The following is a 16,714-nucleotide window of genomic DNA, read 5'->3' as shown; positions in this document are numbered from 1 at the left end:
TAAGCCAAGCGCGTTTAAGATTTTATCCCCGACTTTCATTTTTATTGAATTTGCGAAAGTAGTAAAAAATAAGAAGCCCGAAAAACGCACCAAACCCTGTAAAAACCAATGTATATATATTATAAATTTCGCTATTAAGATATAATTTTTGCATTAATACGATAATTATACCGAGCGTTATTGACGCAAAAAAACCAAATATGCGCAATTTATGGGCTATCGCAAACAGTGGTAAAGCAATAATAACAAATATAGCAGTATTTATGGCGGTAATAACGGGAACAAAAACCGAAAAAAGAAACAAAAATACAATAATAGTTGCTAAAACATCACCATTAGGAAATACCACCCAACAAAAATACAAAATAATCATGCTGCCTAATGTAATAACAAAACTTAGCCAATAAGCTTTCATGAAATTTTCCATAATCCCTCCCCCAGTAATTATTTTGTGCTAAATTTATCTCCAAGGTATCGCTACTCGGCGGGTTAATGGACGCAATTTATCAATATCATCCCAAAGGTCAGGGAAAACAAAAAACTTCAGGTCATCTCGGTTAATGCCGGTGTCAAAATAACGAACAAGTCGATCTTGTAAATCTTCATGCGCCCACATATTAATCATTTCAGTTTTTTCAATAACCTCACGATCTTCTGGCAGTTTTAAATTCCAATGAATAACTTCGCGCTTATCAAAATTGCTATCCATTTGTAGCAATTTACCACCAAGCCAAAACTTATCATAAAATGTGCCGTCATAGTCTGGATTATAGTAATAAATATATGGATCAATCCACCTATAATCCTCGAAGGCTTCAACCGCGGCTTGGTCATAATCCAAATTAAGTCTTTCAACACCCAAATGATTAAAAATAAGTTTTGTTGCAGCAAAAACCCGAAGCAAGGGTTTTACATTTTTAAGACTATCTTTGTGCCATTGACCATCTTTGCTTTTTATATCAAACACCAAAAAGCCAGCAGTTTTTAACGTCATACCAATAGTATAAAGATCATCTCGCAATTTCATTGATATGATGATGCCTTCTTTATTAATCGTCCGCATTTATTTTCCTTAACTGTAAGGAGCTATAGCAACAAAAATCAAATGAACTATGATTTAATAATGCCATGCTTGACCACATAAACTAAAATCTGCCAGTGTTTTGAAATCAATATAATCAATTGTTGCAGCTGAAAAATAGAAAAACCTATTCAAAAACCTCGTCAAGCTTAGCCTGATGTCGCTGTTCTCTATTTTTGAAAAAATTATAAACCGCCGTAAAAATAAAGCCAATAATCGCGGCTGCTAGCCACATATTTTTAATTAAATTATATGTTAAATCGGCAAAAGAAAACTCGACCGTAAATCTTCCGCAAAACAACACTAAAAACCACATCACGCAGCCATGAACCCATGAAAAATTGCTAAATTTTTGAACCAGTATGAAGAAGGGTAGAGCCACAACCATCATTAAAACGAAGTCCACGACCAAATCCAAGGCAATATAATTCTTCATTATATTTAAATAAAGTAGAGCACCGTCTAGTCCATTGGTTTTAAGGTTTAATTCCAATACAAGGCTCAACATTGTTAAAGCTAAAGAGACGATTATATAGGATTTAAAAAAGCTTTTCATTATCCCACGTTTTATAAAATACAATAGAAACTCCACGCTTAAGACCGTTTAAGCCAAAGCCATATGCTTTAAAAACTATTTTACAAATACTGACACTTAAAATAGGTGCTTGATAATGCAAAACACCTATCATGAAATTTTCAATTCATTATAAGACTATATTGAGGGAGTAGTTTATCGCCAGAAGCTTATTCAAACACACCGTCAACTTTAACCGCTGTGACTTTTTCACGTTTCTTAAATGCATTGTAAATAAGCTGATAAATCACCCCGACAAAGACACTTGCTAGCCACAAAGATTTTGTTTTAGTTGGTAGGAAGTCGTCAAATAGAAATTGAGAAGCAAAATCGTTGCAAAGAAATACCAAAAACCACATAGCGATTGAATAGATTGCAGAAAACTGGGTAAATTTTGTAACTAATATAAAAAATGGTAAAGCGACAACAAACATTAAAGCAACGAGCATCGTCACGTCATAGACTATCGTATGTGTTATCACATCTAAAACACTGATGGTATTGCCTAGCACATCATTAAGCAAATATAATCTTATTCCAACTGCTAAGAAAGCTAGTATTATAAGCATAATAATATAAGATTTAAAAAAACTTTTCATTTCAACCCCGCTAATCACTATAACATTTCACTATAACTGCTATTTACTTAAAATATCAAACTACTAAGCCGATATTTTTATGAATATCTATAAAAATTCTTCAATCTTTTGGAAATAAACAAAACTCAATTTCAATCAATACAACTTAGCCATTTGCTTGATTATTTAAAACATTAACTGAAAACTTCATCTACCTTAACCAAAGCTGGCTTTTGACGTTTTTTAAAAAAATAATGGATGGGCGCAAAAATCAAGCCAAAAGTAATACCCAAAACAAAAGAACCAATAACTTGTACACTAGAAACATTTTCATTGGTTGCGAAAATAAATAGAATGATAGCGCAACCCATTAAAAAGCCCATGAGAATACCAAAAAACCAAGAAAAATTGGCAAATTTGCGCGTAATTGCAAAAAAAGGCACGCCAATCAAAAACATAAAAACAAGATCAAATAGGGTAAAAATACCAATGATGACCATAACTCTAAATAAAAAGAATGAAACTACGTCACCAATTGGGTTGGGAGTGCTTAACAATGTGAAATATAATAGCAATACTAGCAAAACATTATGAATCACAATTGTTAATAGAAATGATTTAAAAAAACTGCCCATTTTTTCTTCTTTGTTAAAAACTGTATTTTGCTTAAAGAGTATTACCTTGATACGAGTAAAATATTGCTCAATCATTCAATATTTAAAGCCAATACTGACATTTGTAAAAATAGGCCTCAAGATATGAAATATGTTAAGGCTCAAAGATCATCAATTATTTAAAAACTTGGTCCACTTTTGCCAAGGGGCGTTTTTCACGCCTAGTCGACCAAGAATAAACAGCTGCAAAAATAAGCCCAAAAATAAACCACAAAAGCAGCGAACCAACAAATTGCGCAGAATTATAACTCTTTGATGTTAACCGAAGAAACAAACCTGTAGCGCCCCCCATTACAAGCCCCATAAGAATGCCATAATACCATGCAAAATTGGTGTTTCTTCTGACAATTGCAAAGAATGGTAAGGCAATAAACAACATTAAAAGCAGATCCATTACGGTAAAAATACTAAGAACGATCAATAGAGGTGTGAGTAAGCTACCAGCCATCATGTCTGATGCAGTATCGTCCCCCAAATAGTTGAATACAAACAGCCAAATAAAAAAACCTAACAAAATATTATGAATAATAATTGTTAGTAAAAATGATTTAAAAAAATGCTTCATTATATCCCCATTTGCGAAAACGCCATTTTGTCGACACAAGGATAAAATATTAAAGCGCTAAATTGCAATAGATTATTTGCAATTAACTAATATTTTAAAAATTTAAGCTTTTTTACCGCAGTTTATTTCAATAATAATTTGAATTGTTTATTGATAGCAAATAGCTGTAATAAAGGATATTTTATATTTATTGAAGATAAGCTAAAGACGCGAAACAAGATTCAACGATTGGCGCAACTCATCAGCTTTTATATTAAATTTAGCAAGCATTTCCTGATTGCTCCTATGGGGTAATCCCAATGCGCGTAAGCGTTCAAAATAAGGTAAATTAACTGAATCAAAATTGGCCCGTGCGCGAAAAAGCCAATAATCCAACGAAGCTTCAATTTTACCAAGATCACCTGTTTTCATACTCCCCTTAGCGAGGCGTAACAGTTCCTTACGACTAAGATAAGAGTGCTGGCGTTCAGATGTCATGACTAACTGACAAGCCATTGCCAAAGGCTTATAAAAGATTTTAGATAATTCACTAATTAAAATATGAGCAGCTTTTTCCATCACAACATACATCATAACCGCATCTGGCCAATTTTCATAAGGGTAATATAACACGTTAACGCGCTTATCTAAGTTAATCACGTTAGGCATTGCACCATTATCGCCACGATCAAGACGAGCCGCCCAATTAAAACCTTTTTCATTATTAACGCGATTTTGATATTCTTGCCCCTCTTCACCAAAATCACGCATCATATCAAGGATAGCCTTAGCATGTTCTGCTTTTTCAACCACTAATCGTGCGACATTAATGCGCAAATTAATATTAGGAGCCATGTTCAAAAGATCAACAAAGCCCGCCGATACCGCAAGCTCGCTATCAAAAAATGCAGCCATAATTTGAATTAATTCACTACGATAGGGCTCTAGCACTTCTTCTGGTGATAACAATAGACCACCATTTTTAAGAAATTCACCAAGATCTCGCTCCCTAATCTTTTGCCCCGCCATTAAATCTCTCCCACCATAGTATAGTTTATAATTTTCTTATACAAAAATATTAAAACATAATTCAAGCCATAGCTTCAAAATTTATGCAAAAAACGGTATCAAAAAGGATATAATGCATGCTTTTAAGTAATGATTACGATATTTTAAAATCTTTTAAAAAAATGTTAGGCACATTCAATATTAGCACATTCAAAATTATCATTCGATTTGAAAAATAAATATACGCAGATTAACTGAGTATTTCAATAAATGCTTTGGTTACAAAAATATTCAAAGTAGATTACCGTCTTACACGCAGAAAAAAGTCAAAAGCAAAATTATATTTTAAACCACACATTTCTTTCAAATATCATCAAGCCACAGAATTAGTTGGTGCTTTGAATTGTCTATACTGTAGCGACACCTATAAGCCGGCGATAATCCGCAGGGACTGGCGTAATTCCTCCGCACGCAGATTAAATTCATCTAGCATTTCCTTATTACTACGATAACGCAGCCCATATTTTTTAAGACGCTCAAAACCCGAAGAATTGACCGATCCAAAAATTGCTCTTACTTTTGGCAGCCAGTAGTGAAATAGCGATTTTAGTTCATCGCTCGTGCCATTTTTAGAAGCGCCTTTAGCAAGCCGTAATAATTCATCACGGGCAAGATTGGTATGGCGTTGCTCAATAGTGCTAATGGTTCGAAAAGCTTCAGCAAGTGGCGCGTAAGATATTTGACTTAATTCTTGCAGCTGAATTTGCTTTGCCTTACCCATTAACACGCCCATCATCATAGCATCACACCAGTTTTTGAACGGATAATAAAATACCGACAAGCGCATATCACGCAAGTTATACGGTAAAGCGCCCATATCACCATCACGTTCTAAACGATCGGACCAATCAAAATTGCTTCTATCGGGGTGATTATTGCCATATTGTTGAATATCAATGCCAAAATCAGCCATAATATTCAACACCGCCTCACCACTCTCAGCCTTTTCTAAAATGATACGTGCAACATTAATCCGCTGGACAATGCCAGGTGCCTCATTCAATATGCTAGCAAAACCCGCAGAAGCGGCAAATTCGCTATCCACAAAAGACGCCATCAAGCGTAACAAATCCGCACGATAGCGCGAAGTAACATTGCGCGGAGAGGAAATCACGCCGCCATTTTTAATATGCGCCTCAAGGGCTATAATATTGTCAAATCCATTAATCATGATTTTTCCTCTTTGCTTTCAATGTTACCATCGCTTAACAGCGCTTTTGCACCAATACTGCCTAATATAGTACCACTTATGGCGAACCATAATATGTAGGTCTAGCAATTAACATATCAAGATAAGATCGATTAACTCTATAATTTTCAAGTATTTAACAGTGACCTTTCCTAAGATATAGTTTTTTAGACTAACCTTAGAATGCCAGCTAACTCAATTGAACCACATATTATGCTAAACTTTTAGTAAAAACCTTAAATTTAAATTAAGCGGATTAGTAAATATTAAAGCGTCAGCCAAGGATTATTGGAAATAATTTACCATTTCATCAATGGCGTAAACAGCTATCAATCAATAGCACCCTAAAATTAAAATGCCTATATCGCCCATTTTTCGCTTCCCCCTTTATGTTTTATTGCTGAACTTACTTGTTTATGTAAATTATTGGATGTTTAGAGAAACGTTGCTTTTTAGAGTGCTAGCGACTATTGGTCTTTTGCCGATAAGTTATCTTTACGCGCGATAAATCCTTGCAAATTGATTATACGCTGATCAGTATCCACACTAGTTTGCACAAGACTACCCTTATCCCCTCTAAGATCACGCGCAATCATCTGTTCAACTTTTGGCGTAAGGGCTAGATATAATTTGGCAAAAAGTACATGAGCAATATCGCCTGCCCATGGCTGCGGTAGCGCCTCTTTTGGCAAATGCGGATCGCCTTGCAAAATCAGACGAAAATCATGCACAAGGGCCAAACGAGCGATCAAACAATCAAAAGGCGTTAACTCAGCAATGGCCTCTTGCTTCAATAGATTGCTATAATGGTCAAAAAAAGTCTCATAACGCCTTTGTAAACTTGTTAAGTCCCAAAAATTTGCAACAAATTCCTTCAAGCATCGCTCGGTTCGCACGATATTCGCCTCAAAAACTAACCCATCGCTGGGTTGCTTTGCGTGTTTTGATCCAATCACCATATGACGATTAAGTACTGCAAAGCCATTTTCTAAGTAACTCTGGTCGTTTTCAATATCGCGTCGCGCAACAATAAACCATTCATTGCTTGGTGGCTGAGGGTTAAACAAACTTTCCCCAACACGGTGGAAATACTCACGCGTATGCTCCTGCAAACGATAATAGCTTTTGCGGCCAATACGCTCGCCCTGTAATTGGCCTGCCGCAACTAAGCGTGACATGGATGTACGCACAAGTGTACCATTAAACCCAAGCACCGCGCATAAATCAATAAGATTGCCCATCCATAAGACACCACCACGCGGCTCAACCACGTCACCATAGATAGTTATAAGAAAAGCAGAGCATCTGGGTGGCTCAAGAAAATGCTTACCTTCAAATTTAAACATCAAAACCTTCAACTCTTGCCAGTACTTTGCTTCATAAAATGGCAAATGCCAATTATAGAAAGCATCGGCATTTAACCTATATTTAGGCCTGTTTGGCGTAAATTGAACCGCAAAATATGGAAACGCTATTTTGCTTATTTATGAATTCGAAACTATCCTATCTCTTTAAACAAATGCAACAATGATTCACGTGTAACATGTGATGCCACCTCAAGGCATCATTGCATTGAAGCCTTTAACAATTTGCCAAAAGGATTGACAGCCCGCGAAGTTATAATATAACAGAACAAAATCAGGCAAAATTCAACTACATTTACAAGTCACTAAAACAATATCATCAGGTTGTTAAATATAGTGCAAAAATATAAAATTCAAGATAGCTACTTTTTATTCTCTAAACCCAAGGATAGGATTGGTTCATTGACTGAAATTAAAAAGACGAACAATTCATTAGACAATGTGAATAAACCAATTGCCGCTGTAAACGCCAAATCCAGTACCTCGGCTTTGTTCCAATTTATTGAAAGTCTGCAAGCTCCCAATGAATGGGGCAGTTTTTTGGACGCGGGTACTGGGGTAAATTCTGCCCAATGGTGTTCAAGTTTGCAAACAACCAAATGGGTCGGAGTTACTGGTGCAAAAGATTATGCTAAGCAAATTGAACAAAGTTTAGGCGACAGCTTACGGCCACAAGATGAACTTTTGGTTGGCAATTGGGGAGACAAGAATTTTTTACAAAACCAAAGCTTTGATACCGTACTTGCCGATTATCTTTTGGGCGCAATTGAAGGCTTTGCTCCTTATTTTCAAGGTAAATTATTCGCCCGCCTTTATCCTCATGTCAAAAAAACACTTTATGTCATTGGCTTAGATCCCTATATTAACGCACCTGTCGCCACTGAAGCTGGACGCATAGTGCGTGAAATTGGCCGTATGCGCGATGTTTGCCTTTTGCTCGCCGACCAAAGTCCTTACCGCGAATTTCCTGCCGAATGGACGTTAAATAGTTTAAATGCCGCCGGCTTTAAAATCACCGAAGCGCGGCGTTTTCCCAACCGTTACCGTGAAAAATGGGTTAATTCCCAATTAGATATGTGCGTGCGCCGCCTACCGCTATTTAAAGACAAAGCACTTGCCAAATCATTTGCGACCACTATTGAAGCCTTGCGCCACAATGGCCTTGCCCTTTGCCGCGAAGAAAATGGCTTACGCTATGGCGCTGACTATGTGATAGCCTGCGAGGTCTAAACGCCTGTGCAAACGAGCGCGCTATATTTTTATCAAGAGATAAATCATATAATAGCCTTAGGTAAAAAAGCGCCTTTAACTAAGGCTATTTTTAGCTACATTTATTAAACCTATAATATCTAAAAAAACAAAATGGTTTTTAAATTTTTTTGGTAGTGCTGTTAAAAATCGCTAATACTGTATTTTCATTTCATAGACTTTCCCACCTTTAGACAAAAAGAGGAGCAAAAATTGGGAACTTTAATGTTTGAATATATAAAAAGAAATCCAAAATATAATGAAGTGACCAATCCAGAACAAAAAAATGTTTTTGAACTCTCCCCTATTGGTTTTCAATGGCAACATGACAATCAAATATATAAATATATGTTCAAATCAACAGGGTTTTGTTGCCCTTTAATATCTGGTGAGGGCTTTGCTATTGTTGATACAGATAAGACCCAAACAGGCAAAGCATTTTTATTAAATATAAAGGGAGACATTGTTTTCGAGATAAAAAGAAAAGACGATCTTTATCATCGTGATAATTACACTTACGTCTTTTATGAAAATAATGAATTATGCTTTATTGTTAACAATAGTAATATTGATTATAAGCATGTATTTGATGTGACAGCTCGAATTATTAAAAGCGTTGATTATGTACGATGGTAAGCGAAATGATGGGTTTGCGCTTAGCTTATCCAGTTTGCAGCAACCATTGCCAATGACCGTTTGACTATCTATTGCTTGCTATTTATTGTTAAATGTCTGAACTTGGGCAAAGCCCACCCATATATTCAACAATGCCTTCGTTCGTTGAGGCAAATTCCAAAAATCGCTTGTTTTTGTCATGCGAATTTCTTTTAATAACAGCGGCATGTTGCAAATATTTATTATATAAAACATCATTGTGCTTATTTATTTGCATAATACCGGGTGCTATACCGTAAATCATATATATAAAGTCATCATCTTCTTTTAAAAATTCTAGCGGTTGACAAGACAAACCCTGAATAGCTAAAATTTTAGCATCCTCTTTCTCAATATAAACTTTTTTGTGGTGTTCTTTCAACGACGAGAGTTGCATTAAAAATCTAGTAATGCCGTCTTCATCTTGTTGAAATAAGGTCGCGTAAAATTCTCCATCATCTGTCTGTATGATGAATTTATTGTCTTTAAACTCAAAATCTTGTATTTTCGTTACGATTTGTTGTTGAGCCAATACTGGCATTGCGCCTCCCAAAACCAATAAAGCCGACAAAATAATTTTTAAGGTTAGGCGCAATGATTTGTTTTGCAAAACTTTAAACATATTTTACCCCATTGAAGTTTAAGTGCAAAAAAGCCATGTTAAGCCAATAAAACCAAACGCCATGATATTTTTAAATATTTTATCATGTAACTCAACAATATTACAAATTTTACAAAACTATGGCAATGCTGCAATCAAAAATGATGACCAGCCAAATTTATAAAAATCTTGTTTTTAAAGTAAATGGCGATTTTAACTTGCCTTTTTTTTAAAACCACTATCATACTGCATCATGAACGACTTGATCGATAAATATTTACCCGATTTCCAATTTGAAGAAGTGCATGCAATTGAAATTCATGCACCCCGCCAAAAGATATTTTCCGCTCTCCAGCATTATAATGCACAAGATGATTGGCTCATTGCCAGTTTTATTGCTTTACGTGAAATTCCATTGCGGGTTTTACATGCTTGTAAATTATTAAAAGACGTCTCCCCTACTCCGTTTAGCCTTGATAAATTCACCCTGCTTGAAACCTTAGAAAATAACCAAATTGCCTTTGGCTTGGTGGGCAAGTTTTGGCAAGCTCATTATGGCTTGGAAATGATTGACGATGGTGGGACGTTTTGTGCCTTTGACAAGCCCAGTAGTGCAAAATTAGTACTGCAGTTTAAAATAAACGATCAAGACGCAGATAAAACACCGCTTTGTCAAAACCGTTTTACATTACAAACAAAAACACGCGTTTTTTGCCCTGATGGTGAAAGTAAAAGACGCTTTGCCCCCTATTGGAACCTTATCCGCCCTGTAAGTGGGTTGATTAGAAAAAGAATGCTCAAAGCGATAAAGCAGCAGAGTGAAGCAACTCAACTATAAGGCAAGAATTACTGCTGTTTCAAAACCATTATCAAAAACTATAAATAATTGTAATTAAATAATATTTATGCATTTTATACGGCTGACAAAAATAATGGCACGCCTATTTAATTTGTTTTCTGCAAGTCTCACAGCTTTCTCTTAGCTTTTGAACGGACAGCATCACTGGCACGCTGATACCATTTTATCGCTTCAATTATATTTGTTTCGACAATGAAACCGCTTTCATATATGAAGCCTAAACTGGCTCGGCCTGTCCAGAGCCCTGCTCTGCCCCACGTTTAAACAGGGAATAGGCATTTTCTTGTGGATTTAGCTTTCCCTCAAACTTATTTAAAGTTATCAGACCAAGATGCGCCATTGCTTTATCATTGCCTTTATTAGTGCTAAGCGTCAACCATTTCATTGCTTCGCGGCATTGATATTTTGATAGGCAATGGAGATGCTGCCAAGAAGCTTGCCAGTTCATACCAATGAGCGGCTAAAACATAATCTTGGTTGATTTCATCGCCAAATTTACAAGCTTTACCCAATTGATATTGCCCATCCTTTTCGCCGATATCGGCTTTAAGGCATAGGAGGTAATTATCAGGATAAGAAAAATATGTAAAAGCGGGCGAGGCGCAAAGGGCAATAAGCACGGCACCAATCAAGGCGGTTATTTTTTGAAAATCCCCATAAATACCCCTTAATGTGTAATTGCATTTATCTGCAATAAGCTAAACCGCTATTATTGGCATTTAAAGCGGCAATAGCTATAAAATTACGCTTAAATTCTTTTTGATAAGCATCTTATATTTAACGACGGTAAAATATTTAGTCTTGATGATAAGCCCGAGCAAGAGCAAGTTTGGCTTCAATGGTATTTTGTGCCGCAGACTTTTTAAACCAAAAAATCGCCTTTTCAACATCTTGCGCAATGCCCAAGCCATTATAATATAGTTCGCCCAATTCAAATTGCGCCAAACGATGATTGTTTTCTGCTGCCTGATTAAAAAAAACAAAGGCTTTATGATAATCTCTTGGAATTCCGCGATCTAAACTATACATCCGACCAAGGGCATATTGTGCCTTAGCAAAATTTTGTGCCGCAGCTTTTTCGTACCAATAAATAGCTTGGTTTAAATAATTCTCACCATCTGCATCCGTAATACAATAGGTTGCAAAATGATACTGCGCTTGCGCATCACCTTTTTCAGCAAGCCTTTTGAAAAGCTCATATTCCTCCTCACTTTGAAAGCCGCGCAAATCACGCAAATAAATCATTGTCAAAGGATGAATGGCAGCTTTATTGCCATTAAGCGCCGCTAATCGCAGCCACTTAAATGCGTTTTCATCATAGCGACGAGTGCCCTCACCGCGCAGATAAATCATGCCCAACTTATATTGGGCTTCCACGTCGCCAAGTTCAGCCGGTTTTTCGAGCGTTTCAATATTTGCTTTTGTAAAATCATCAGTCATAATATTTGTGCGCTGTCCTTAAACCATTTTACGCTAGCATCATTGCTTAAGGTCATAAAAAGCACAAGATATTTTTTTAAAAAGCCAAGTGCTTTTAATGGGAAAATATCTTTACCTTAGCGTAAACACACAATAGGGCAGGGTAGTGAGCCAACAATTTCTCATTGGGAGTTCAATTTTTGTAATAAATTTTTGGCTTGTTCATTGCTACGCTCTGCTGATTTTTGTGCCCAAAGTTTTGCTAGTTTTTCGTCTTTTGCGACACCCCATCCATTTAGGTAAAACTGTGCGACCTCTAGCATGGCGTAGCTATTGTTATTTTGTGCGGATTTTTTAAACCATTGCAGTGCCAAAGCATCGTCATATTTAGCACCAACCCCACTCATATACATATTAGCTAAATGGTATTGAGCCTTATCATCGCCGCGATCAGCAGCAAGCTTGATGTATTGATAGGCTTGTAACAAGTTTCGTTTAACCCCTTCACCATTATAATACATAAGCCCCACATAAAATAAAGCGGGAGTCAATTCTTGCTCGGCAGCACGACTAAACCACTTAAATGCGGCTTCTTCATCTCTTTCATAGATTTTACCATAATAATGATTATCATAATGGTAAATGCCATAATAATATAAAAGCCCAAGCTGATATTGTGCTTGCGCATAATTTTGCTCGCCAGCAAGAGTAAGCCATTTTAACGCTTGACGATAATTTTGAGGGGCACCATCACCATAAAAATTTATAATGCCTAAACGATATTGTGCCGGTGCATAGCCTTGTTGCGCTGCTAGCAATAGCCATTTTATCCCCTTGGCACTATCTTGCTGAACATCCCACCCCACCAAATAGCGCTCACCAATATTATATCGCGCCCAAGCATCTTTGGTCACCAAGGCATGATTTTCAAGCTCATTAATATCAACATAGCGGGGATGAGAGGGAATAGGTTTTGGATCCTGCAATAAATCATTTGATGAGACAAATAATTTGGCTGGTGTCTCGGCATCATCAACAAAAAAACCGATAATAGCGGATACGATAAAAACACTTAAACAAAGAGTGCGGAAAGGGCGGCGATGCTGTGTCATGATCAATCTCCCTTTCTTAGTTGGTTAGAATCAAACACGATAATGGTAATTAATTAAGCCAAATTGTTGATATTCCAACCATGGCGATATTGGACATATATAATATAAGTGTCAATATTGGCTTTATAATCTCGCTGACCCTGTATGGAAATTTTACATATCGGTAAAATAGGCCTTTAACAATAACACTTTTTTATGTTTCAATAGTTCCCAGCTGGGAACTAAGCAAGCATGCACCTGCCCACCAATTCCATCATTTTACATAAAGTTCCCAGCTGGGAACTTAGAATAACCCAAGGCAAAGATCAATTCGCCGTTTAATAGATGTATGACAACGTCAAAAATAAATAGATTTTTACGTTTTAAAATCAATATCTTACTTAATTTTTGTCAATTTTATTGCAAAATTTAAAAAAATAGAATAAATGTCATCTACTCCCAAAATGGTAAAATGGGTTTTAAATGGCAAGATTAGAGCAATATGCACTTTGATTATTTAAAAGAACAAATAGCGAACAATAACAAAAAAACTATGGTTAATTTTTTTTCATCACTAAGGCAATTAGGTTTTGCAAAGACAATCCGAATCTGACATATTTTTGTAACGCTAAATTTTCGTATTTCGTTTATTTGCCGTATTTTGAAAATGTAAACCGCTTATTAACCAACAGCATCTATCTTTTAAACTGCGCTATATTCTATATCAGATTATCCAACCAGTTTATTCACAAGATGCAATTTCAACTAAATTTAGGTAAGCCAAAATTAGATGAGCCAATATTTCGGAGAAAACCTTTGTCGCGCCATTTAAGCAGTTTGCATTTTATGAACAGCTTTTCCACCAAATTGGAAAAAGCCCTTAATAATTTGACGATGATGCAATTCCCTCCAGATGCTCGCCGTGCCATGCGCAAATTTTCCTCTACCGAGGTTGCTAATCTGCTCGGCGTTTCTGAAGCCTATATTCGCCAATTATCTTTAAAAGAGCAGGGGCCAATGCCAGAAACCACCAATAATGGCAAGCGGCTTTATACTTTGGAACAAGTTTTGGAATTGCGCTTTTATTTGGCTGAAAATGGTCGCAAAAAATGGATCAATCCGCGACGGATTAATGGCGAGGAATGCCAAATTATTGCAGTTAGCAATTTTAAGGGCGGCTCATCAAAAACCTCAACCACCATTCATCTTGGTCATTTTTTAGCGCTGCGTGGTTATCGCGTTTTAGCTGTTGATATGGATCCGCAAGCCTCGTTAACCAGCTTGCATGGTTCACTCCCCGATTTTGATTATCGTAGCGGCGACACACTTTATTCTGCCATTCGTTTTGAGGCACCGGTGCCAACAAAAAACATCGTTCACAAAACCCATATTAGCGGCTTTGATGTTATTTGCGCAGGTCTTGAACTTACCGAATTTGAAACTGCTGTTGCTCTTGAGATGCGCCAAAAGGGCGGCACCGGATTTTTGTTGCGCGTTTCGCAAGCCCTTGAGCAGGTAAGCAGTGATTATGATATTATTTTGCTTGATTGTGCACCATCCTTAAACTTTTTAACCCTATCATCGCTTACTGCTGCTACAGGCGTGTTAATTCCCGTTCCTGCCCATATGCTTGATGTAGATTCCACCGGAAAATTTTTAGAACTTGCTGCTTCTTATATGCAAATTCTTGACGATGCTGGGGCTAGCAGCCAATGGGATTTTGCTAAATTCCTCATAACCAAATTTGAAGCCAATGACATGCCGCAAGCCAATATGCAGGCATTAATGCGGCAAGTATTTGGTGAAGATCTTTTGTTAAACAGCGTTGCCAAATCCACGGCGATTGCTGATGCTTTAACATGGAAACAAAGCCTTTATGAAGTACAAAGGTCGCGTTTTTCAGCACCTAAGACTTATGATCGCGCCATGGAGTCATTAAATGCCGCCAATGGTGAGATTGAAGGCTTGATTGTGCAAGCATGGGGGCGTGAATAATGAAAGCTAAAACCTCAAAAGGGCTGTTTGCCGCGGTATTGTCAAAATTAGATGAAGAAAAGGACGACGTGAGCGATGTTCAACAGCAAGCGCGTTCAACAAGTCCGCATTTGATGAAAGTTGCCGCTGGCGTTAAGGAAATGCAGGAACGCTCAAAGCTTGCCGACGAATTGCTGCGGACAGGCAGTCAAATTGTTGAGATTAATCCTGATAAAATCAAACAATCCGCAATTAAAGATCGCTTAGACAGCAATCTCGATGATGCAACGATCGCAGAACTTGAAGCATCCATGCGTGAGCGCGGCCAAATTGTGCCAGGTCTCGTGCGGCCAATTGCCGGCACAAATGATGAATTTGAAATTGTTTATGGCCGCCGCCGTCTTGCTGTTGCCAAGCGCCTTGGCATTACTTTTAAGGCAGCTATTCGCGCTTTAAGCGATGAGGAAGCAATAATCTTCCAAGGTGAGGAAAATACCGCCCGCAATGATTTATCCTTCATTGAAAAATGTCTTTTTGCCAAAGCACAAGAAGATGCAGGCTTTAAACGCGAAGTAATTTGCGCATCTTTAAGCACAGGTAAATCGCATATTTCGGAAATGATCAAACTAGCGCGGCTTTTACCACCACCACTCTTGGACATTATTGGCAAAGCACCAAGCATTGGCCGTGGCAGATGGGAGGAATTAACCAATGTTTTAGCCGCCCTGCCAAACAATGATCTTACAACCGAGCTTCAATTGATTATCGGCAAAGATGGCGGCGACAAGCAGCAGTTTAATGCTTTATCATCAGACGATAAATTTGCCCGTATTTATGATGGCTTTGTTACAAACAACGCCTTGAACCGTGAAAAATCGGTGCCTAAGCCTCATAAAAAATCGTCAAGCAATCGGGTAAAAAATACCAAAAGCCAACATCAAAATAAATGGCAAAGCCCTGACCAAAATCTTGAAATTACAATGATAAAAAGTAGCGGTAATGCGGTTTTTACCATTCATCCCATAGAAAAAAGCATAAATCATCAAAACACGGCTGATCATGGCGCGCCAAATAATCCAACACTGGAAAGCGCGACAACAGTTGAAGCATTTACAAATTTTGATGACTTTGCAGATTTTTTAAGCAGCAATTTTGATGCGCTGTATAGCGCCTATCAACGCGCTGCAAAAACCACAAAAAAAGGAGACGAATAGGCAAAAAAAGGCCTCGCCAGATTTAAATTAAGGTTTTACCCCAATTCAACGCTGTGGAAGCCTCTTCTCAATATGTAGCAGTTTGAGAATCGCATTTCCGCACAAAACTGTCAAGTATTTTTACGCGCTTTTTAGTGCATGATATTGTTTTGCCTTTTTTTAGCATAATAGCTTAAAGCCAAAATTATCAGCATTATTAAGTAAGGTGGTGTTTACTTAAATGTTAGCCACTGATTATTGGTTGGTTACGGTTAATCCTCGTTGTCAACTTGCGTTAAAAATGTGCGATGATTGGTTAGAATTTTATCAAATCTTGTTGGCCAGTCATTCCAAATTATCCCTTTATTCGATCATTTTGCATGATTTAAAGTCATAAGACTATTTGCCGCTCAAGTTTTTTAGCTTTTGCGAACGATGTTTATTACTTTAAATTTTAAGCAAAATAATCTGATAAATATTTGGCAGTGGCATTTTTAAAACCCGCCTTTTTCTCTCCCAAAACTATAAGCCGTTTTAAACCGCCGTTTCAACAAGACGGCATGCCCGCTCAACGCTTTAAAAGATGAAAGGAATGATGCTAGA

Annotated in this window: 19 protein-coding genes; 6 read left to right on the top strand and 13 right to left on the bottom strand. The window is 37.2% G+C overall.

Translation table 11 applies throughout. The features are described 5' to 3' along the window. Positions 1–200: 200 nt before the first annotated feature. The gene (locus N6A79_RS15430) at positions 201–407 is read left to right on the top strand and encodes a hypothetical protein (RefSeq protein WP_263499867.1); all 207 of its coding nucleotides are present in this window, start codon (positions 201–203) and stop codon (positions 405–407) included. A 53-nt stretch (positions 408–460) separates the two neighbouring features. On the opposite strand, the gene N6A79_RS15425 is transcribed toward N6A79_RS15430, so the two are convergent. The 8 genes from N6A79_RS15425 to N6A79_RS15390 form a co-directional block, all read right to left on the bottom strand. After that, positions 461–1,063, bottom strand: a complete 603-nt coding sequence (locus tag N6A79_RS15425; protein WP_263499866.1) for a hypothetical protein — start codon at positions 1,061–1,063, stop codon at positions 461–463. A 145-nt stretch (positions 1,064–1,208) separates the two neighbouring features. Continuing rightward, entirely contained in the window at positions 1,209–1,661 is a 453-nt protein-coding gene (locus N6A79_RS15420; RefSeq protein WP_268547657.1) for a hypothetical protein, read from the bottom strand. A gap of 164 nt (positions 1,662–1,825) precedes the next feature. Next, positions 1,826–2,254 (bottom strand): hypothetical protein, encoded by a 429-nt coding sequence (locus tag N6A79_RS15415; RefSeq protein ID WP_268547655.1) that lies wholly within the window; start codon positions 2,252–2,254, stop codon positions 1,826–1,828. A 173-nt stretch (positions 2,255–2,427) separates the two neighbouring features. Beyond that, positions 2,428–2,868, bottom strand: coding sequence for a hypothetical protein (locus N6A79_RS15410; RefSeq protein WP_268547654.1), 441 nt, complete (start codon positions 2,866–2,868; stop codon positions 2,428–2,430). 154 nt (positions 2,869–3,022) lie between these two features. Continuing rightward, entirely contained in the window at positions 3,023–3,472 is a 450-nt protein-coding gene (locus tag N6A79_RS15405) for a hypothetical protein (RefSeq protein WP_263499862.1), read from the bottom strand. A 201-nt stretch (positions 3,473–3,673) separates the two neighbouring features. Next, positions 3,674–4,480 (bottom strand): Phenylacetic acid catabolic protein, encoded by an 807-nt coding sequence (locus tag N6A79_RS15400; protein WP_263499861.1) that lies wholly within the window; start codon positions 4,478–4,480, stop codon positions 3,674–3,676. A gap of 403 nt (positions 4,481–4,883) precedes the next feature. Further along, positions 4,884–5,690, bottom strand: a complete 807-nt coding sequence (locus N6A79_RS15395; protein ID WP_263499860.1) for a Phenylacetic acid catabolic protein — start codon at positions 5,688–5,690, stop codon at positions 4,884–4,886. 485 nt (positions 5,691–6,175) lie between these two features. Continuing rightward, a complete protein-coding gene (locus N6A79_RS15390) occupies positions 6,176–7,054 on the bottom strand; it encodes a PaaX family transcriptional regulator C-terminal domain-containing protein (protein ID WP_268547653.1) in 879 nt (292 codons plus the stop codon). Between the two features lie 420 nt (positions 7,055–7,474). Here N6A79_RS15390 and N6A79_RS15385 point away from each other — a divergent pair, with 420 nt between their 5' ends. Both N6A79_RS15385 and N6A79_RS15380 read left to right on the top strand, forming a co-directional pair. Beyond that, positions 7,475–8,302 (top strand): hypothetical protein, encoded by an 828-nt coding sequence (locus N6A79_RS15385; protein WP_268547652.1) that lies wholly within the window; start codon positions 7,475–7,477, stop codon positions 8,300–8,302. Between the two features lie 231 nt (positions 8,303–8,533). Further along, complete coding sequence (locus N6A79_RS15380) at positions 8,534–8,956, top strand: hypothetical protein (RefSeq protein ID WP_268547650.1); 423 nt, start codon at positions 8,534–8,536, stop codon at positions 8,954–8,956. Between the two features lie 88 nt (positions 8,957–9,044). Here the strand turns inward: N6A79_RS15380 and N6A79_RS15375 are convergent, their stop codons facing one another. Continuing rightward, positions 9,045–9,596, bottom strand: a complete 552-nt coding sequence (locus tag N6A79_RS15375; RefSeq protein ID WP_263499856.1) for a hypothetical protein — start codon at positions 9,594–9,596, stop codon at positions 9,045–9,047. A gap of 232 nt (positions 9,597–9,828) precedes the next feature. On the opposite strand from N6A79_RS15375, the gene N6A79_RS15370 reads away from it, so the two are divergent. Then, positions 9,829–10,413 carry a hypothetical protein gene (locus N6A79_RS15370; RefSeq protein WP_263499855.1) on the top strand — a complete coding sequence of 195 codons (585 nt, stop codon included), beginning with the start codon at positions 9,829–9,831 and terminating at the stop codon, positions 10,411–10,413. A gap of 238 nt (positions 10,414–10,651) precedes the next feature. Here the strand turns inward: N6A79_RS15370 and N6A79_RS15365 are convergent, their stop codons facing one another. The 4 genes from N6A79_RS15365 to N6A79_RS15350 form a co-directional block, all read right to left on the bottom strand. Then, the gene (locus tag N6A79_RS15365) at positions 10,652–10,819 is read right to left on the bottom strand and encodes a hypothetical protein (RefSeq protein ID WP_263499854.1); all 168 of its coding nucleotides are present in this window, start codon (positions 10,817–10,819) and stop codon (positions 10,652–10,654) included. Further along, on the bottom strand, positions 10,800–11,066 hold the full coding sequence (locus N6A79_RS15360; RefSeq protein WP_263499853.1) for an SEL1-like repeat protein: 267 nt from the start codon (positions 11,064–11,066) through the stop codon (positions 10,800–10,802). The genes N6A79_RS15365 and N6A79_RS15360 overlap by 20 nt, the downstream gene beginning before the upstream one ends. 163 nt (positions 11,067–11,229) lie before the next feature. Then, complete coding sequence (locus N6A79_RS15355) at positions 11,230–11,874, bottom strand: tetratricopeptide repeat protein (RefSeq protein ID WP_263499852.1); 645 nt, start codon at positions 11,872–11,874, stop codon at positions 11,230–11,232. Positions 11,875–12,035: 161 nt separating this feature from the next. After that, positions 12,036–12,965: a tetratricopeptide repeat protein gene (locus N6A79_RS15350; RefSeq protein WP_263499851.1), complete on the bottom strand. Its 930-nt coding sequence runs from the start codon at positions 12,963–12,965 to the stop codon at positions 12,036–12,038. Between the two features lie 795 nt (positions 12,966–13,760). On the opposite strand from N6A79_RS15350, the gene repA reads away from it, so the two are divergent. Beyond that, positions 13,761–14,939, top strand: a complete 1,179-nt coding sequence (gene repA, locus N6A79_RS15345) for a plasmid partitioning protein RepA (RefSeq protein ID WP_262080780.1) — start codon at positions 13,761–13,763, stop codon at positions 14,937–14,939. Further along, the gene (gene repB, locus N6A79_RS15340) at positions 14,939–16,132 is read left to right on the top strand and encodes a plasmid partitioning protein RepB (protein WP_263499850.1); all 1,194 of its coding nucleotides are present in this window, start codon (positions 14,939–14,941) and stop codon (positions 16,130–16,132) included. Before repA ends, repB begins: the two co-directional genes overlap by 1 nt. Positions 16,133–16,714: the final 582 nt, after the last annotated feature.

Source organism: Bartonella sp. HY761 (assembly GCF_026743145.1).
GTDB lineage: Bacteria > Pseudomonadota > Alphaproteobacteria > Rhizobiales > Rhizobiaceae > HY038.
The sequence above is the reverse complement of the archived record's forward strand: the minus strand, read 5'-3'. Positions and strand labels throughout refer to the sequence as shown.